14 protein-coding genes are annotated in these 12,876 nt (G+C 55.6%); 6 read left to right on the top strand and 8 right to left on the bottom strand.

Annotation, left to right across the window (positions count from 1 at the left end; all coding sequences use genetic code 11):
* Positions 1-360: 360 nt before the first annotated feature.
* The gene (gmd, locus tag JQ553_RS08585) at positions 361-1,464 is read right to left on the bottom strand and encodes a GDP-mannose 4,6-dehydratase (protein WP_212499451.1); all 1,104 of its coding nucleotides are present in this window, start codon (positions 1,462-1,464) and stop codon (positions 361-363) included.
* Between the two features lie 127 nt (positions 1,465-1,591).
* Positions 1,592-2,482 (bottom strand): helix-turn-helix domain-containing protein, encoded by an 891-nt coding sequence (locus JQ553_RS08590; protein ID WP_212499452.1) that lies wholly within the window; start codon positions 2,480-2,482, stop codon positions 1,592-1,594.
* A gap of 560 nt (positions 2,483-3,042) precedes the next feature.
* Between JQ553_RS08590 and JQ553_RS08595 the strand changes: the two genes are divergently transcribed.
* From JQ553_RS08595 to JQ553_RS08605, 3 genes are read left to right on the top strand one after another with little or no spacing between them, the layout of a single operon-like run.
* Complete coding sequence (locus tag JQ553_RS08595; protein WP_212499453.1) at positions 3,043-4,179, top strand: DegT/DnrJ/EryC1/StrS aminotransferase family protein; 1,137 nt, start codon at positions 3,043-3,045, stop codon at positions 4,177-4,179.
* A gap of 7 nt (positions 4,180-4,186) precedes the next feature.
* Positions 4,187-4,846, top strand: a complete 660-nt coding sequence (locus JQ553_RS08600) for a NeuD/PglB/VioB family sugar acetyltransferase (protein ID WP_212499454.1) — start codon at positions 4,187-4,189, stop codon at positions 4,844-4,846.
* A complete protein-coding gene (locus JQ553_RS08605) occupies positions 4,833-6,296 on the top strand; it encodes a hypothetical protein (protein WP_212499455.1) in 1,464 nt (487 codons plus the stop codon). The genes JQ553_RS08600 and JQ553_RS08605 overlap by 14 nt, the downstream gene beginning before the upstream one ends.
* A gap of 530 nt (positions 6,297-6,826) precedes the next feature.
* Here the strand turns inward: JQ553_RS08605 and JQ553_RS08610 are convergent.
* Positions 6,827-7,003: a helix-turn-helix domain-containing protein gene (locus tag JQ553_RS08610; RefSeq protein WP_212499456.1), complete on the bottom strand. Its 177-nt coding sequence runs from the start codon at positions 7,001-7,003 to the stop codon at positions 6,827-6,829.
* Between the two features lie 123 nt (positions 7,004-7,126).
* Between JQ553_RS08610 and JQ553_RS08615 the strand changes: the two genes are divergently transcribed.
* Both JQ553_RS08615 and JQ553_RS08620 read left to right on the top strand, forming a co-directional pair.
* Positions 7,127-7,654, top strand: coding sequence for a hypothetical protein (locus tag JQ553_RS08615; protein WP_212499457.1), 528 nt, complete (start codon positions 7,127-7,129; stop codon positions 7,652-7,654).
* Between the two features lie 603 nt (positions 7,655-8,257).
* On the top strand, positions 8,258-8,968 hold the full coding sequence (locus JQ553_RS08620; RefSeq protein ID WP_212499458.1) for a hypothetical protein: 711 nt from the start codon (positions 8,258-8,260) through the stop codon (positions 8,966-8,968).
* A 229-nt stretch (positions 8,969-9,197) separates the two neighbouring features.
* Here the strand turns inward: JQ553_RS08620 and JQ553_RS08625 are convergent, their stop codons facing one another.
* The 5 genes from JQ553_RS08625 to JQ553_RS08645 form a co-directional block, all read right to left on the bottom strand.
* Positions 9,198-9,587, bottom strand: coding sequence for a hypothetical protein (locus tag JQ553_RS08625; protein WP_212499459.1), 390 nt, complete (start codon positions 9,585-9,587; stop codon positions 9,198-9,200).
* 336 nt (positions 9,588-9,923) lie between these two features.
* Entirely contained in the window at positions 9,924-10,190 is a 267-nt protein-coding gene (locus JQ553_RS08630) for a hypothetical protein (RefSeq protein ID WP_212499460.1), read from the bottom strand.
* Positions 10,187-10,567, bottom strand: a complete 381-nt coding sequence (locus JQ553_RS08635) for an HGGxSTG domain-containing protein (RefSeq protein WP_212499461.1) — start codon at positions 10,565-10,567, stop codon at positions 10,187-10,189. Before JQ553_RS08635 ends, JQ553_RS08630 begins: the two co-directional genes overlap by 4 nt.
* 91 nt (positions 10,568-10,658) lie before the next feature.
* Positions 10,659-11,696 (bottom strand): hypothetical protein, encoded by a 1,038-nt coding sequence (locus tag JQ553_RS08640; protein ID WP_212499462.1) that lies wholly within the window; start codon positions 11,694-11,696, stop codon positions 10,659-10,661.
* A 140-nt stretch (positions 11,697-11,836) separates the two neighbouring features.
* Positions 11,837-12,052, bottom strand: a complete 216-nt coding sequence (locus JQ553_RS08645) for a DNA-binding protein (protein WP_212499463.1) — start codon at positions 12,050-12,052, stop codon at positions 11,837-11,839.
* 95 nt (positions 12,053-12,147) lie between these two features.
* On the opposite strand from JQ553_RS08645, the gene JQ553_RS08650 reads away from it, so the two are divergent.
* Entirely contained in the window at positions 12,148-12,876 is a 729-nt protein-coding gene (locus JQ553_RS08650; protein ID WP_212499464.1) for a hypothetical protein, read from the top strand.

Consider the following 12,876-nt stretch of genomic DNA (forward strand, 5'->3'; position numbering starts at 1 on the left):
TACGCATATCTATTCCGATACACTCTATTGCCGGCGTCCCATACGGCAGTTTAGCTTGAGGGGCGCATACTCGAAGAACGTAGCGATCGAAAATGGATCGATTGTGTTGCGGGAGACAGAACAACGTGTAGAGCATCGTGACTGTTTCGCAATCATGCGTTCCGGCGGGCAGCCGCGCAGCACCGTCACCGGATCGCCGGTAACGTCCGATCAGCTTCTCTGCTTTCTAAGATGATTGAATGTTGCTCGCGTTGGCCAGCGAACGCCAAAGGCCAGAGACTGTGTCTTACTTCAGCTCGCTGCTTTGCAGATGATGCTTTTGGCGGCGGTGCATACCTTGAGCCATTGCTCGAGCTCCAATCATCGAGGAATTTCAGCCCGGACGGCGTTCCTGTCATTGCCAACCTCCAGTTTGGCTATCGCCAGATCGCTCGCGACCATTTCCTTGACCAATTGGGCGAACGGTGTCTTCGGCTTCCAACCGAGTTTCTCATGGGCCTTGCTGGCATCGCCAATCAAAAGATCGACCTCGGTCGGGCGGAAATAAGTCGGATCGATGCGCACCACAGTCTTGCCGGATTTCCTGTCGATGCCTGTCTCCTCGGCGCCCTTGCCACACCATTCTATTCCGCGGCCGATCTCAGCAAAGGCCATCTCCACGAATTCACGCACCGATCGGGTCTCGCCGGTCGCCAGCACGAAATCATCAGGCGCGTCGGCCTGCAATATCCGGTGCATGCCCTCGACATAGTCCCGCGCATGGCCCCAGTCTCGCTTGGCCTCGAGATTGCCGAGATAGACGGTGTCCTCGAGACCGACCTCGATGCGGGCAACGCCGCGACTGATCTTCCGCGTGACAAACGTCTCGCCGCGGATCGGGCTCTCGTGGTTGAACAGAATGCCGTTGGAGGCATACATGTCGTAGGCCTCACGATAGTTCACCGTGATCCAGTAGCCGTACAGCTTTGCCACGCCATAGGGCGAGCGCGGATAAAACGGCGTGGTCTCCTTCTGCGGAACCTCCTGCACCAGCCCGTAGAGTTCCGAGGTGGAGGCCTGGTAAAATCGCGTCTCCTTTTCCATGCCGAGGATTCGAATGGCCTCTAACATCCGCAGCACGCCGATCGCGTCGGCATTGGCGGTATACTCTGGGCTCTCGAAGCTAACCGCGACATGGCTCTGGGCGGCGAGATTGTAGATCTCAGTCGGTCTGATTTGCTGCATCAGCCGGATTAGGTTGGTCGAGTCCGTCATGTCGCCATAATGCATCAGAAACGACAGATTGCCGGTATGGCGGTCTTCGTAGAGGTGGTCGACGCGCGCGGTGTTGAAGGAGGACGAGCGGCGCTTGATGCCGTGCACGGTGTAGCCCAGCCGCAGCAGATATTCGGCGAGGTAAGCACCATCCTGTCCGGTGACGCCAGTGATCAGCGCAACGCGCCGTTTCGAGCCTGCCACTGTCATACTGTCTCATGTCTCATGGTTGATCGGTTAAAAGGTGCCTCACGACTTGTCCAAATTGGGAGCCGATGGCACGCGGGGGACCCTACTGTCTTTCTTAGCATTCGGTGATTGGGAAGGTTGTGCCACTTTATGAAGAATGCGGGCCAATCTCGCGCCGAAATGCGGCTGGAGTAATTCCAACCACTTTTTGAAACGCTCGGCTCAGCTGGCTTACATCACTGAATCCCACCGTGAGCGCCACGTCAGAAAGCGAGAGATTGCGTTCGGATAACAGTTCTTTCGCTCGTCGAATCCGTTCTGACAGCACATGCTGGTACGGTGACAGGCCAACTGATTCTTTGAAGGCCCGAATAAAATGAAACTGGCTCAGGCCAACCAACGCTGCCAACTCCGATATCGTTATGTCATTCGAGATTTGAGAATCGACAAATTCTGTAACGCGTCGTAGCTGACGTGCAGTTAACCCTCCTCGAACCCCTTCCTGTCGGGACTCTGGTGGGTACGCGGCACGCTGCAGTTCCCACAAAAGCAAGAGCCCGAGTGTTTCGGCATAGGCAGCGTCGTTTATGGCAGATTCATCCAACACACTTCGGAGCTTTAGAAGCGTCGTCTTGAGACTCTCGTTCTCAAAATACAAAGAGGGAGGAACACTTGAGATATCCGTTGCCTTCAGATCCGGCGCCAGAGGCGCGAAATGAACCGCAAAGACGGACGACGCCCGGCTTTTGAAGCGATTCCATCCCTCGACGGAACACCCGGCCGGCGCGAATGTTAGCTTATTCTGAAGGTCCATCATGGTCGAACGCATTGCCCCGCCAATGGTCGTCTCTCCGTCGGAGCGAAGGAAATCATGCAGCGCCAGATAAGCAGCATCGCCCCTAACTCTGTATTCCAGCTCGGTTGGTCGGATCCGAACAAGCTCGACGGTTAGCCAAGACCAAGTCCGCCGTCTAACAAAGTATGGATCGCGCGCATCGGGATGCCGCTTATGCCATTCAATTTTGCCGAACGGTTTCAAACCGCTTCCTTGTATTCAAAGCCGACTTGTCTGATCGCACTTGAATTTAGGTGGGAGCCTGCTGTCTTGCCGCTCTTGGTCCGCGCGGTCACGTTGTCTTGTGCAGCCTTCATCAACTTCGATGGTCACGTCTTCTCAAGCGATGTAGCCCAGAAGATCACAAGCACACGTTGGTTCGTGATGTATCCACGCGAAGATGCATCCCTTGTCCCCGTCACAATTTCGCTGCCCGCTCGCCTTATTGAAGAGCTGCGCGTCGATCCAGTGCTCAAGCGCGGCGCCGTTTTTTACATATCGAAAGCGCGTTCGAAATATCTCAAATTGCTAAATGTATCGGAAGTTGCTGGTTCCTCTCGCGCTACATGTAGGCCAGCCCTCCTACAACTTGCTACTCCTGACATTTCCTGCGCCAAAAGTAAGCGCAACGCTTGCTTCGCATTGCCAGATGCGATGCGTCTCACGCACATCAAAGGATGTGAGCGGAGTCGACCCTGCGAGCGGTTCTGGGAATCCGTCCCAAGGGTCTAAAGAGCTAATCGTTGAGCCAGGGCGAGCGGAATATGGAGCGCACAGTTGCGGATGGACGGCTATCGCCTGGTGCAACCGTCGCTGAACTTCTCCCGGTGTATCGGCCGTTTCTCGGAGGGAGAGAAAAGGAATACGTTATCGAATGCATGGATACATCCTGGATATCCTCTCGAGGCGCCTTCGTTGAGCGATTCGAAACTGCATTCAGCGAATTCATTCAAGCGCCGTACGTTACGAGCGTTTGTAATGGGACTGTTGCCCTTCATTTGGCACTTCAGACTCTTGGGGTTGCCCCGCACGATGAAGTCATTGTGCCTACGCTGACCTACATAGCTTCCGTAAACACTATTCTTCAGGCCGGTGCGACTCCAGTCTTTGCCGACTCGCTGGAGGATACATGGCAGATTGACCCTAATGACGTGCGCCGCAAGATTACCCCGCGCACGAAGGCGTTGATGGCCGTTCATCTATACGGCCACGCATGTCAGATGGATGAGCTCGTTAGCATCTGTAAAGAGTTCGGGCTCTTCTTGATCGAGGACTGCGCCGAAGCCTTCGGCACTCACTTCAAGGGCCGACACGTCGGGACATTTGGAGATTTCGCGACTTTTAGCTTCTTTGGGAACAAGACGATCACGACCGGCGAAGGCGGTATGGTCGTTGCCAAGAACAAGGATCTGTTAGATCGAGCGTATCACCTTAAGACCCAAGCTGTTTCGCCGGACCGCGAGTACTGGCATGACGCAGTTGGATACAATTATCGAATGACTAATATCTGCGCAGCGATTGGTTTGGCGCAGATGGAAAATGCGGCGAGGGTCCTGGAAAAGAAGCGTCAAATTGCGGGGTGGTACCAGCAAGGCCTCGAAGGGCTCCCTTTGAGGTTACTGGGCGAGGCTCCTGATACAAAGAACTCATACTGGATGTGTTCGATTGTTGTCTACGATCCGGGTATTCGGCAGCCTCTCAGGGATTGGTTGAGAGCGGCGAACGTCGAAACTCGTCCCCTATTCCACCCTTGTCACGCTCTTCCGCATTGCAAGACCGACGAGACGCTCGCCATTGCTGAATCCTTGAGTGCAAGGGGTATAAACCTTCCGAGCTTCCCTGAACTCTCACTAGAGAACGTGACTACAGTTTGCGCGGTGATTCGCTCGTTTTTCGGTTAAGCGGCCAATGAAGCGGGATAGCGGACTGGTGATACTGGGTTTCGGAGGGCACGCCCGGAGTGTCGCCGCGGTAGCCATTGCGAATGGTGTCCAATCGCTGCTCTTCGTGGACGAGAATGCAAGGGATGACGATTCGTTCCTGGGCTTCGCGGCAAGACGTGAGCTCTCAGCGGGGATTCCGGCGGGATGGTCGTGCGTTCCGGGGGTGGGCGACAATACCAAGCGAAAGGAGCAAGTGGAGTGCCTGCAGTCAGCGGGCTGGGAGTTGGCGAAAGTCATTTCCAGCACTGCAACGATAGACGCCAACGCTACTGTATCGCCCGGATCCTTCGTGGGACATCACGCACACCTTGGTCCGCTGGCGCGAATAGGATTGGGTTGCATTATTAACACCGGCGCAATCGTCGAGCACGAGTCTCAGGTCGGCGATTTTTCGCATGTCTCTGTAAATTCGGTGGTGGCAGGGCGAAGCCAATTGGGTCGCTTTGTTTTTCTTGGGGCAGGTGCAACCGTTATTGATGGCGTTTCGGTAGGTGACAACATAACGATTGGTGCTGGTGCTGCCGTTGTTGAATCATTGAGTGCGCCAGGCACCTACATTGGCTGTCCAGCGAGACGTCTTCCGGCAGGTGCACACCCATCGTCGATTTCGAATGCAGTATCCTGACTGGCGCCTCGGCCGCCGATCCCGATTTGAGCTAGCTGGCTTTCCTGAATTGATTTCGCAGAGTCTGTTAGCATTTTACTTAGTGCTGGTGATAATATCATTGTATGCGGTGGAGATAGTTGCAGGAGCAACAGTCACCCCCACGTGGGCAGCCTCTCTGGGTACGGCATCGTTACTCTGCCTTTTGCCCATATTCTCCATTGCTAACTTCAGTTTCGGATACCTGTTGAGCGTAGCGTTCTTCGGGACGGTTGCTGGCTTTGTTTGGCTTAGCTACTTCAGCTCGTCACAGTATGATCACGCTGCTGGTCGCTGGTCGGCAATTGCATCCCTGTTCGCATTTTTGGTGCCAATTGTTTTTCAGGTCCAACCTGCAAAACGCAAGTTCGTAATGGTCACTGAGACCATGGATGCATGTATCAGGGCTTTACTCATCCTAGCGGTCGCTATTCTGCTACTAAATTTCAACTATGGCTTCGCCTTTGTAGGGCTACATGAAGCGGGAGAGTTGCGTGGCGGTTTCGCGCGACCAGCTCTTCTAAACTACGCAACGAACAACGTCGTTTACGCTGTATTGCCGTTTGCATTTGCATTTTACGCGCAGCGCGGATCGAAAGTGATGGCTGCAACAAGTCTACTTCTACTACCATGCTTCTATCCTGTCCTTCTGAACAAGACTGTCCTATTCGCTGGAGCCTGGCTTCCATTCATCTTCCTGGTCTTTCGATATTTCGACCCGAAGCAGGCATCTGTCATTTCCTTGGCCGCTCCGCTCTTGCTGGGATTGCTCCTCCATTTCATCGGGCCCAGTGAGAGTTCAATCAATCAGTTTGTATTCGGTTATGTGAATGAACGAATGTTCGCGGTCCCCTCGATAGCAATGGACTACTACGCCGATTTTTTTTCCAGCAATCCGAAGACCTATTTCTGTCAGATCAATATCATTCGATTGATCGCGGGTTGTCACTATTCCAATCAACTTGGCGTCGTTTTTGCGGCTCGCTACGGTGTGGGCAATCTGAATGCTTCACTATTTGCGACCGAGGGCATCGCTTCCGTCGGATTACTCTGGATGCCCGTGGTCATGTTTCTTTGTGGAATGGTGCTCTCTATCGGCAATAGTTGCTCGCGACATCTCCCGGCGCCGATGATGGCAACTTCCGGAGCGCTTGCGCTCCAAGCTCTCCAAAACGTTGCACTTAGTACAGCACTGCTTACAAACGGCGTCATGTTGCTGTTTCTGATCTGGTACGTGTGCCCAGAGGATCGAGCTGGCCGCGGCCGTCAGTCGACCACACTGAGCGATGCACCAGCTGACGTCTGTACTGACTGTATCTTCGACGGTACGCCTCTCCGCTTCCGCTCCAATGGCATGATAGATGCGATCGTTGACGATCGAGTTGTCGTATTCGACGACTGGGAAGAGTTGATGAAGTTCCTTCGACGATAATCAAGGCCTCAAAATGCGCAGCAGCCCCAACCGGCAATCGATCGCCGACTTCACCTACCTCTGAACCGCGGAGGGGTGAATGACTCATATCCCAAGGAGCCACTCATTGCCGGTCCAGACTGCTGCAGACACTTGCGCAAAAAGGGGGCTGTCGTTACTTCTGGCATCGGCATCGTCGGCCTGAGCGTCGCAAAATCGATCGCCTTCATCGTGAGAATTTGGGGACACGATACGAATGTCATTTGCTTAAATCCTAAGCCGACTTTCTTCGAGTGCGCCGACGGTGCGCGCGGCGCTTTATTCCGGCTTTTTCCAGTAGTGTGCACGCGCCAAGGGCCGAAACGCACGCAGAGGCCGCCTCGGGACCTATGGATGCCGTCCATACCGCGAGCGGTTTAGTTCTGTGGTCCTTAATCGAAGATGGCATTGACCATTGGGGCGGTGGCTCATCGGGGTAAACCGGACCGCCGTCATCGCCAGTGTTTGGCCCGTAGCCTTCGCACCCGCGCCGCTCGAAACTGTCCCGCGGACTACTCCTCCAAAAGCTTGGAAGCCGAGACGCGCAGTCCCTTAGCGATCCGAGCGATATTGTCTATGGAAACGTTGCGCTCGGATCGTTCCACGCCGCTTAGGTAGGTTCGGTTGATCCCACATTCATAGGCCAAGGCCTCTTGGCTGAGGCCCCGCGCAGCCCGAAGGCGGCGCATATTTCGCGCTAAGACATCCCGCAGCGGCCCCTTGTGAGTCCTTTTCACAAAGCCTATTTCGGCGTATTGTCGCTTTTAAGGCGACCGCTTTTAAGTTACAATCGTACATCGATCGAGCTGGGAATGACCATGAAAAGCAAGGAAGCGATGACGGCTATCGTTATGGCTTTGGTATCTCTGACTCCAGCGGCCGCAGCAGAGGACCTATCGTCATTCGGAGATCGGGTTGAGGAGCCCGGCCCGGCCCATCCGGCCACGCGGTCCACCGAGCCCGCCAATAAGCTTTGGCCGGCTGATGTCTGCGCTGAAATTCAGCAAATGGAGAAGGTCGTGATTTCGGGAGCTCGCCCGCCTGACCGGGGAATGTTTCGCATTGGGCTATTGATGCTCGAACAGCTTCATTGTGGCATAGACGCGAGCAAGAAGATCGCGGCCGATCAAGCCGTCCTCGAGGAAGAGCAACGAAAATCTCAACGAGACTTTGAGGAGAACAAGGCTGCGGCACAGCGCGCTGCATCTCGTCCTCGGGAGCCAATCGTCGTGCGGGCCCCAAAGGCCACCCCGGAATCTTCAGCTCCTGACCCTTCTCCAACACTGAGCTGCTTTACCACTCGACTGGGAGGCGGCATGTCGACCACTACTTGCCGGTGACGATAACTGGCGACTCCATCGCCATCGCGCCAGACTATGTCGGGCATTGGGACGTACTCCCAGGCGGTTAGCCCATAGCTACCTAATTGGTGGAGAACGAAGCTCCGCATCACAAGGGCTGTCCCAACTGTTTCATCCTGATTCGGAACGGTTGGCTCTGGATGAAACAACAGAGCTCGTGAGCCGGGCTGCCGACCGCTGCAGGGGTGAATCATCTGCCATTGCTGACGCAGCTCGACGACACGCCGAGCCGGTGCGGCAAGCTTGAGCATTGAGAACAATATTTGAACGTCCGCGCTCTTTCTCAGATTCATTGGTGCTGCGACTAGATCTCTCGCTCGCGGAACGAATAGTGGCGAGCAACAGGCAATCGGGAGAATCTACGATGAAGTTCACGCCCCAGGCTCATATGAAGATGGCGAGAATAGTTCTCCGGGCTGCGAAGCAGCCACAGGGACGAAGAACCTGCGCCTGGAAAGCCTCGCGCACGCTCACAAGGTCAGGGCGAAGCAACTAGAGGCGGAGGTCGATAAAGAGATCTACCGGCAAGCCCGTCCCTGGTTCAGGGCCGGCGTGGCAGGTTTGAGCATAGTTAACTCCGACATGGCAATCATCGTGCGTGCCCTGATCAGCTATCTGGCGGGCGCGGGCTTGGATGCCGATAAGATCAGGGCCACGAAACCCTACATTCGCCGCTTCATCGATGATGTGACCGCAGGCCGGGGGCGATCCATGCACCACGTCTCTGCGACGTATTGGAACAGGATTGCAGAGAGCCAACCGCTAGCAACGACGTGGGCGAGGCGAATGTTTTCTCTACCGCCGAACGAATTGGATAAGGCGCTGGATAGAGAGGAGACGCGGCTAACGCGAAAGACGAACGATCCAGTACTGGCAGCGGCATATCTCAAGGTCATGCCCCTGCTGTGGGAGCGGAGCGCAATCTCAAATTACCTCGACGAGAATCCATCATTGAGAGGGGCAATATTACCGATGGAGAGCCTCACCGAGGTCCTCCGGACAGCGAGGACAGATTTCCAGCTGAGCGCATCCCAAACGGAAAAATTGGCGGGAATGTTGAAAAATGAACCCAAGTGCGAGGTCGATCCCAAACAAAGTTGCTCGGTCATTAGGCTAAAGGATCTTCCGATCCTAGGATTTGTCGACGGTCCTGGTCCTTTCGACCCCATCGAAGCGTGGGAGCGCTTCGTGACCGAGCTGCGGTCTGCGCCGGCGATGCGGGGTAAGTACGACGAGATTCGGAGAGCTGAGGAAACGATCGATCGGATGCGCCGTGACCATGAAGGGAATTGAATAAAGCTCACGTGTTCGTTCGCTACGGCATGCGGTGGTATTCGATTGGTACGCGATTGAATTCGCTGCTGCCAACCATCGGGAGCGCAAATCTGGCTGTTCTGGTTAGGTACCGTATGGCGAGGAGTTCGGTACTAGTGGAGGACAAGTTCAGCACCACTTCCGAACTAGGCATGCCGTCGAGTGGATTGGCTTGGACCACGTAAGCTGACCTCGCGCTCCCTCTGCCTCAGCTCCCCTTCTGATTCAGATTGATATTGCCAATAATCGCTTGTGCAGTATCCGAAACCTCGATCCGTTCGACGCGAATAACTTGTGCACCACCGTTGCGGAGGCGGCGCATAGCCTCGATCTGGGTAGCGAACGCCCTCAGTAGCCGAGCGCCGGCTGCTGCCATCACAGCTACGTGACGGTCGCCGCCGTGGCCACCCCCAACCCTGCTCAAGACCGCCATGGCGACTGCATGCGTGCAGGCCATCTGAATCGCCAACGCACCTTCTATCTCATTCTTTGGCTCTGCGGCCTCAATGAAGGCCAGCACCGCGTTGACGCTGGTTTCGGAAACACCGCCTGACGGCATACGCGAGGCGTTCTGTATCTGGACCAGCGTCGCGTTCACGAAATCGCTCGAGGTTGTGCCCAAGGCCGCCTTTAGCCGCTCCCACCACCCCTTCTGGTCTCCATCCGGTGGGTGTGGCTCCGAATACTCGCTATTAATGCGCTTCAACTGGACGCGGGTGCGTGAACGGTGCGCTTTTGCGACAGGTGAGTCCCGAACGGTTAACGCACGGGTCATTCGCCGATCCGGGTTCCGTAAAGCTGACGTATCCTCGTCACCCATCTGCAGTCCTCTGTAGCTGCGGCGTCCGGTAGCCGCTCTTGAAGTTGCCGTTCTTTTTGGCCGCGCGATGCCCGAGGAGTTGACCATGGCACCCGAATTGGCGCGAGCGCGATCTTAGGTTCCGAAATTGTGGTTGTACGACAGCGGGACGTCCACATCGTTTTCTGGGAAAAGGCGGTGCTTACGTTCGATGGAGCGCGCAATCTCCGGGCGTTCGTTGTAAAGCCACTCGATCAACGTGTCGCCACCCGGCCAATATCCCCTCCACTTGGGACAAACGCGGATGGCTGCATCCCACATATCGAGCTGGAAACTCTCAATTTTTGAGAGACTCCTCTCGGTCAGCAGTGCATCAAAATCATGCTTCTCGGAGTTGCTCATTGTTCTTCCGCTTCTGTGATCCAATTTTCGACCTCTTGCTTTGACGCATCTTTGCGCGAATTCGGGGCGTCAACGGCTTGGGGACGAAGATCACCGGTGTCATTACCGGGTGATGATTCGACGATCCCCTTCGTATAAACCTCGACGATCTGTTTCACCCATCGACGGTCCTGCAACGCTTTGTGGGTCCAGAACCCGTCCTTGAAATTGCCGTTTCCCTTGCCGCGCGGCGCGCCGGGGCTCAGCCCGCCGTGGATCCGGCATCGCGTCCGGCCGCGGATAGCAGGACATTGACACGGCCGCCCTGCGCGCGTCTTTGCGCCGCAGCGAAGTGCTCCGCGCAAGTTGTTCATTCGATCGGTTAGCTCCTGGTTCATGGGGTTGATTCCAAAATTTTCACGAGTCCCCCTGAGAGATATTTTTCGCAGCGCTGCGGCATTCAGCGTACTTCGTCAGCATGCCAGCCATTCAGTGCGCCAATCGCCTGATCTGGTCGGCGACCTCCATGTGAAATGCCGGTCCCGATCGGTTTTCCGCACCTTGCAGGATGTTCACTAGCACGGCGCAGTCTCCGACCTGCCCTGACCAGTTCGACAGGCGAGTCATGGCTCGTTCGCGAGGTTCGGCCATCCGATCCATGATCAGCTGCAAGCCGTCCTGCTTAAGCCAGGTAGCAGGATCCGGTCCCGATACCGCTGCGATTTCTACTGCTTCCCTTGCTAAGCCAATTGGCCCGACAGCGACGGCAGTGGGCGTTGACGGAATCGGTGTCTCCTTAAAGACTCTGTTCTGATCTACCGTGACCGTCACGGAGGCACGCGTGACATCCTCGGTGGGCTTTGAGACGGTGGGTGCTACCTCGATGGGATTCGCTGATGGGGTCACGCTGTCACGCTGTGACAAGCGTAGGTCACGCGTGACAGCGATTCCAACAGACTTCGCTTCAAGTTCCACTTGCAGCTGTACAAGTTGCTGCTGGTCGAAGCTCATGAGATTGTTCTCGATGTCGGTGCGCTCGCCGCTTGAGATTTTTCCAAATTTGGCAAGATCTCGGAGCTTGCTGAGAATCTTGGCCCGGGACCGCTCACGACGTTTGCGCTCTCCAGAGGTTGGATCCTCGATATCAGGATTACGATCGATAAAGTCTGCGATTATGCCGTCCGCTATCCAACCGATGTCGGGGTGCTCAAGAGCGGCAAACAACCTATTTACATCCTCAGCCGTGATATCCAATGCCGCTGCGAAATCCTCGGCCTTGAAGCCGGCAACGCTCCCGCGAATGTCGCCTCGATTGGCGGCGTCGTTACCGAGCTCCTCCAAGCGATTGACAAAGGCCAGCACGATGCAGAGATCGATGCCCGAGCGCGCCTTTACCGCCCGCCATTTTGGATTATCTGAGAAACCGTTCGGCCGGCGACACCACGGGAACGACCTATTCCGCGGGCGCTGTCCGCCCGACGCACGAAGATTTAACGTCGACTTGATGGGGTTGGGCCAGCTGGACATGCTATTTGGCTCCCGCAGTGATGAGCGCCTGGACATTCATGACTAACCTCGGTGATCGGTTTGTCGGTCGCCACGGCCAATATCTTGGTGGGCTCCGAAAGTTGATTATCGCTTGTCACTGGCGAACATCGTCTGTCAGCTCACTTCCCGTCATGGGAGTCGAGCCCCTCGGCGAGCATCCGCCGCCACTTGGCGCCCGGCACGCGATACTTGCCCCCGAGCTTGATGGTTGGAATCTCGCCGCGCTTTGCCGCGGCGTAACTCGCATTCTTACCAATTCCGGCGAGGGAGCCAGCAAATGGAATGGAATACGTAATCGCGTCCGCGCTTTCATCAGGTTCAATGTTTGATTTCATCGGGGCACCAATTGTTGCGTCGGAGGCCCTTCTAGCACTTGTTGTCTCGAGTTGTATTGGATAAAGGATAACATCCGTTACATACCCGGCACACAATGACCGCGCTCAGTCTCAACCTAAGTTGGTTCAAAGATTCAAAAGGCTACCGCATTGCCGACTACGGCAAACGCGGAGCGAGAGTTGTCGGAAACGGGGGAAAACTCATCCCGTTTCGACCTCTAGACGGAAACGACATGGTGTACGCGGCTTTCGCGAGCGTGAAATCGCGGTCATCATTGCTGTGTTTTGTTGAGCATTACGGATTGCTGGTGAAGCCTGCCTACGGCGTGAACGTCCCTACCTCGCGCGGCTATAGCAATTCCCTGGGCTCCGTCGCTTACACTATGAGTGCCGACGGAAATCTCACTGAGATCGATTCGGCTCCCACCATGTTTGGTGAGGACGTAGATTCCCACATTGAAACCGCCGGACTTTTTAAAAAAATCCTGCAGCAAAGTGAACGGGGTTGGGCACGAATACCTGCCTCTCTGGCAGATTCCATTGCCGACGCATTGGGAGAAACAGCGCTTGGCGAGATCACACTGGCGGCCAATCGCGAGCGCGGCTTCCGCATGGTTTTCACGGCTACTTCCCTGATCAGCGGGCTTTGGTTGCAACTGGGACAGAAGGTTTCCGGTCAAGCCAAATTTCAGACCTGCGAGCTTCCGAGCTGCGGCCAAGTTTTCGAAGTTGGGTCGAGTTCGGGTCGCCGGGCGGACGCCCGATTTTGTTCAGATTCCCACCGGATTGAATTCAACAGCCGCAAGCGAGCTAAAGGAGCCTAA

This window comes from Bradyrhizobium lablabi, assembly GCF_018131005.1.
GTDB lineage: Bacteria > Pseudomonadota > Alphaproteobacteria > Rhizobiales > Xanthobacteraceae > Bradyrhizobium > Bradyrhizobium lablabi_D.

Bases quoted from the DNA above. Each gene is read 5' to 3' on its own strand.
- gmd (WP_212499451.1), bottom strand. From the start codon at position 1,464: ATGACAGTGGCAGGCTCGAAACGGCGCGTTGCGCTGATCACTGGCGTC.
- JQ553_RS08650 (WP_212499464.1), top strand. From the start codon at position 12,148: ATGACCGCGCTCAGTCTCAACCTAAGTTGGTTCAAAGATTCAAAAGGC.
- JQ553_RS08630 (WP_212499460.1), bottom strand. From the start codon at position 10,190: ATGAGCAACTCCGAGAAGCATGATTTTGATGCACTGCTGACCGAGAGG.
- JQ553_RS08595 (WP_212499453.1), top strand. From the start codon at position 3,043: ATGGAGCGCACAGTTGCGGATGGACGGCTATCGCCTGGTGCAACCGTC.
- JQ553_RS08605 (WP_212499455.1), top strand. From the start codon at position 4,833: ATGCAGTATCCTGACTGGCGCCTCGGCCGCCGATCCCGATTTGAGCTA.
- JQ553_RS08600 (WP_212499454.1), top strand. From the start codon at position 4,187: ATGAAGCGGGATAGCGGACTGGTGATACTGGGTTTCGGAGGGCACGCC.
- JQ553_RS08610 (WP_212499456.1), bottom strand. From the start codon at position 7,003: ATGCGCCGCCTTCGGGCTGCGCGGGGCCTCAGCCAAGAGGCCTTGGCC.
- JQ553_RS08635 (WP_212499461.1), bottom strand. From the start codon at position 10,567: ATGAACCAGGAGCTAACCGATCGAATGAACAACTTGCGCGGAGCACTT.
- JQ553_RS08640 (WP_212499462.1), bottom strand. From the start codon at position 11,696: ATGTCCAGCTGGCCCAACCCCATCAAGTCGACGTTAAATCTTCGTGCG.
- JQ553_RS08645 (WP_212499463.1), bottom strand. From the start codon at position 12,052: ATGAAATCAAACATTGAACCTGATGAAAGCGCGGACGCGATTACGTAT.
- JQ553_RS08620 (WP_212499458.1), top strand. From the start codon at position 8,258: ATGGCAATCATCGTGCGTGCCCTGATCAGCTATCTGGCGGGCGCGGGC.
- JQ553_RS08615 (WP_212499457.1), top strand. From the start codon at position 7,127: ATGACCATGAAAAGCAAGGAAGCGATGACGGCTATCGTTATGGCTTTG.